This is a genomic window from Streptomyces sp. SPB074 (genome assembly GCF_000154905.1).
GTDB lineage: Bacteria > Actinomycetota > Actinomycetes > Streptomycetales > Streptomycetaceae > Streptomyces.
In genome coordinates this window covers 19,038-23,224 of the sequence record NZ_GG770539.1, presented here as the reverse complement: position 1 = coordinate 23,224, position 4,187 = coordinate 19,038, and the positions used below count along the sequence as shown (strand labels likewise).

At 75.1% G+C, this 4,187-nt stretch carries 3 protein-coding genes and 1 pseudogene; 1 reads left to right on the top strand and 3 read right to left on the bottom strand.

Features of this window, described 5'->3' with window-relative positions; genetic code table 11:
• Both SSBG_RS00105 and SSBG_RS00100 read right to left on the bottom strand, forming a co-directional pair.
• A pseudogene (locus SSBG_RS00105) lies at nt 1-228 on the bottom strand (N-acetylmuramoyl-L-alanine amidase); the annotation flags it as partial.
• A 394-nt stretch (nt 229-622) separates the two neighbouring features.
• The gene (locus SSBG_RS00100; RefSeq protein ID WP_008744211.1) at nt 623-1,756 is read right to left on the bottom strand and encodes an aminoglycoside phosphotransferase family protein; all 1,134 of its coding nucleotides are present in this window, start codon (nt 1,754-1,756) and stop codon (nt 623-625) included.
• Between the two features lie 253 nt (nt 1,757-2,009).
• Between SSBG_RS00100 and SSBG_RS00095 the strand changes: the two genes are divergently transcribed.
• A complete protein-coding gene (locus tag SSBG_RS00095) occupies nt 2,010-3,512 on the top strand; it encodes a hypothetical protein (RefSeq protein ID WP_008744210.1) in 1,503 nt (500 codons plus the stop codon).
• Between the two features lie 51 nt (nt 3,513-3,563).
• Here the strand turns inward: SSBG_RS00095 and SSBG_RS00090 are convergent.
• Nucleotides 3,564-4,187 (bottom strand): PP2C family protein-serine/threonine phosphatase (locus SSBG_RS00090; RefSeq protein ID WP_158677724.1); only part of this gene is annotated, 624 nt, incomplete at its 5' end.

Sequence of the window (4,187 nt, the reverse complement as noted above, 5' to 3'; positions counted from 1 at the left end):
CCGCGACTGGAGGTAGGAGACGCCGAGAAGGATCTCGCGCGGGACGCGATACGTGGCCGAGGCGGAGGCGAAGGCGTCCTGGAGCCGGCCGGCGGGCCCGGAGGCGGCGGCCGGAGCGGGCGCGGCCCCGGCGGGTGTCGTGGCGAGGAGCGGCAGGAGCAGGGCGGACGAGGCGAAGGCGATCACGGCCGTCCGCCGTCTGGAACGGACGGGGGGAGTTCCTCGCAAAGCAGCCTCCTGGGGGGAGTGGACGCGCTGGAGTTCGTGCCCGGACGTGCCAGTGGTACTCGCTCCCCGACGATCCGTCAATCACGCTTCCCGCGAGGGAATCCCCATGTCAGGCCCCGGTTGCGGGACCATCACAGGAGTGGACCAATGGAGGGCGCGCGGGACTTCGCGGTACTGCCTGGGACGACGTGGCCTTCCCGTCCGGCCGGTGCCCGGCAGGAGGTGCCGGAAAGGGCCGTCAGGGTGCCGGTAATTCCACCCCTTCGGTCGCGGGCGGAACGGAAGAGCGAGGGAAAAACGTTTCGCAGGAAGTGGAGGGCGTCCGGCAGCCCGTGCGGTTCCCGGGGCCCGCGGCCGGACCGTGCCGCGGGCCACCCGTGCCGGGCCGGGCCGTTCAGCGGGTACCGACCGCCGCGCGCACCGCCCGCCGCGCCGTGGCGCAGTCGTCGTGGAGCCGGCGCAGCAGCAGCCGCTGCTCCTCACCGGAGGCGGGGACCCCGGGGACGGCGACCGGCGCCGCCTCGTGCATCGTGCGCTGCACCGCGCTCTCGTACGTACGGATCTCGCGCGTCAGCACGAGCATCAGGTTCACCAGGAACGCGTCCCGGGCCGCCGGGCCCGCCGCCTGCGCGAGCTGGGCGATCTGGCGCCGCACCTCGGGCGCGTCCCCGATCACCGACCACAGCGTCGCCAGGTCGTACCCCGGCAGGTACCAGCCGGCCCGGTCCCAGTCCAGCAGCACAGGCCCGGCGGGCGAGAGCAGCACGTTCGACAGCAGCGCGTCCCCGTGGTTGAACTGCCACGTCCCGCCCCGCCCCGCCCCGCCCGCGACGCCGTGCAGCAGCTTCTGGAGGTCGTCCAGGTCACGGTCCGTCAGCATCCCCAGCTCGTGGAACCGCGCGATGCGCGTCCCGTAGTCCAGCGGGGTGTCGAACGTACCGGGGGCCGGTCGCCAGGAGTTGACCCGCGTGAACGCCGCGAGGGCGGCCCGCAGATCGGTGCGCGCCGGAGCGTGCGCGGGGTGGCGCTGGAGCGCGGCCGGGCGCCCGGGCATCCGCTCGACGACCAGGACCCCCTGGTCCGGGTCGGCCGCCACCAGGCGCGGCGCCCGCACCGGTGGCCGCTGCCGCACGAAGGAGCGGTACGCGGCTATCTCCTGCCGGATGCGGGCCGTCCACACCGGCGAACGGTCCAGTAAACACTTCGCGACCACCGTCGCCCGCCCCGTGCTCCCCGCGAGGAGCACCGAGTGCCCGTTGCGGCGCAGCAGCTGGACGGGGTGGAAGTCCGGGCAGATGCGGTGCACCGCGGCCACCGCGGCGCGCAACTGCGCGCCCTGCGGCCCCGACAGGTCGAGCCGGCCGCTCAGCCGCTGCGGGCCCGGCGCCCCCTGCGTACGCCGGGTACGGGGCTGAGCGGCGCCGAAGGGCACGGCAGCCGCCCGCGCGGGATCGAGGAAAGGGGCACCGGGCTGGCGCGCGCGTGGCGCACGGGGTAACGCGGAGAGGGGGGACTGTGCGGTGTACATGGGGTGGGCGTATCCCTTCCTTGGCCCGCGAGCCCTTCATGGGCCCGCGCATCGGGTGCGCCCGCCCGGCCCGGCGACCGGCGACACCCTGGGGAGTGCCGCCCGGGCGCCGGGCCGGGTTGGCGCGCTTCCTACCCGACACCCGGCGCGCCGTGGCAGACCATCTGGCGCACCCTGGCGAACCCTGGCGAATACTCGCTCCGCACGTGACCGGCCGTTAGTGTCAAATCAGCCGAGAACCTGGGGGCTTGACGTGAGCGGACAACCCAACACCCGCCTTGGCGACCTGTTCGGCATGACCGGCTGGTCCAAGGGCGAACTCGCGCGACTGGTGAACCGGCGGGCGGCGGCCATGGGCCACCCCCAGCTGGCCACCGACACCTCGCGCGTACGGCGCTGGATCGACGTGGGCGAGATCCCCCGCGACCCCGTGCCCCGGGTGATGGCCGCCCTGTTCACCGAGCGTCTCGGCCGTGTCGTGACCATCGAGGACCTCGGCCTGGTCAGGCGCGGGCGCGCGGGGAGCGCGCACACCCAGGGGAGCGTCGACAACCCCGACGGTGTGCCGTGGGCGCCCGAGAAGACGGCCGCGGTCCTCACCGAATTCACGGGAATGGACCTTATGCTCAACCGACGCGGCTTGGTGGGCGCGGGTGCCGCGCTCGCCGCGGGCTCCGCCCTCAGCACCGCCATGCACGACTGGCTCCACACCGACCCCGTCCTCGCGGCCGACCGGCCGCGCGACGGCGACCCACTCCACCCCGAGCAGGCGGGCTGGGACCGCTACGAAGCGGCTCCCGTCGGCTCCCAGGAGATCGACGAGCTGGAGAACTCCGTCGAGGTCTTCCGCGCCTGGGACGCCTCCCGCGGCGGCGGCCTCCAGCGCAAGGCCGTCGTGGGCCAGCTCAACGAGGTGGGCGGGATGCTCGCCTACCACCACCCCGCCCACCTCCAGCGCAGGCTCTGGGGCGTCGCCGCCAACCTGGCGGTCCTCGCGGGCTGGATGTCCCACGACGTGGGCCTCGAACCCACCGCGCAGAAGTACTTCCTCATCGCCGCGCACGCGGCCCGCGAGGGCGGCGACCGCCCCCGCGCCAGCGAGGCCCTGTCCCGCGCCGCCCGCCAGAAGATCCACCTCGGCGATCCCGGCGAGGCCCTCGACCTCATGAAGCTCGCGGGCTCGGGCGCGGGCGAGGGCACCCTGCCCCGTACCCGCGCGATGTTCCGCACCATCGAGGCGTGGGCGCACGCCTCGATGGGCCACGGTCAGGCGATGCGCCGCACCCTGGGCGAGGCGGAGGAACTCTTCGTCTCCGACAAGGGGACGGGGGAGCATCTGAGCTGGATGCAGATGTTCGACGAGGCCGACCTGTACGGGATGCAGGCCCTCGCCTACCGCACCCTCGCCGAGCACGACCCCAGCGTCGCCGCCCAGGCCCAGGCCCACGCCAAACGCGCGCTCGCCCTGCGCAACTCCGAACGCCAGCGCTCGCAGATCTTCGACCACCTCTCGATGGCCTCGGCCTGCTTCCTCGGCAACGACCCCGAACAGGCGGACTTCTACGCGCGCCTGGCGCTCCAGTCGATCGGCGAGACCTCCTCGCTGCGCACCTGGGACCGGCTGCGGCAGATGTACCGCCTCACCGGGAAGTACGCGGGCCACGCCCGCATCGACGTCCTGCGCGGTGACATCGAGCGCGTCATGCCCAAGACCCCGGGGAGGAACCGTGGCACCGGACGCGTCGCCGGAGCCTGACCCCGCCCCCTCGCGTCCCCGCCGCGAAACGGCGCACCCCCGTACGACCCGTCAGCCGCGCACGAGCGCGAGCAGCAGGGCGTCCGCACCCCCGGGCACACCCCCGCCCGCGCCGGTGCGTGCCGCCTCCCGGACGACCCGGGCCGCCTGCCGTGCCCCGGCCACCCCGGCGAACCGGGGCGCGAGCGGCAGCAGCGCGTCGGCGGCCTCGCGCGCGGCCCCGGCGTCGGGAGCGGCGGGTACGGGACCGCCGGCCCTGAGCACGAGCAGGTCGCCGGGCGCGAGCGCCGTCCGGTGCTCGGCGTGGCCGATGTCCCGGGGCGCGCCCAGGAGATGCCCCGCCGGGTGCCCCAGGGACCGTCCGCCGCCCGCGCGGAAGAGCAGGGGCGCCGCGTGCCCCGCCTGCGCCCAGACGACCGACCGGGAGCCCGGCGGGATACGGCAGCACAGCGCCGAGACCATCGGGGTACGGGGCGTGCTCGCGGCCACGACCTGGCCGAGCACGTCGAGCAGCTCGCCGGGACCGGCCCCGGTGAGCGCGACGCCCCGCAGCGCGCCGAGCAGCGTCGCCGTGTCCGCCGTCCTCGCGGGACCGTGCCCGGCCACCTCACCGGCGGCCAGCAGCGTCGATCCGTCGGGGAGTTCGGCCGCCTCGTACCAGTGACCCCCGCTCGT

What these genes read in the sequence shown, in the direction of transcription:
- SSBG_RS00100 (WP_008744211.1), bottom strand. Translation starts at nt 1,756, where the DNA reads ATGTACACCGCACAGTCCCCCCTCTCCGCGTTACCCCGTGCGCCACGC.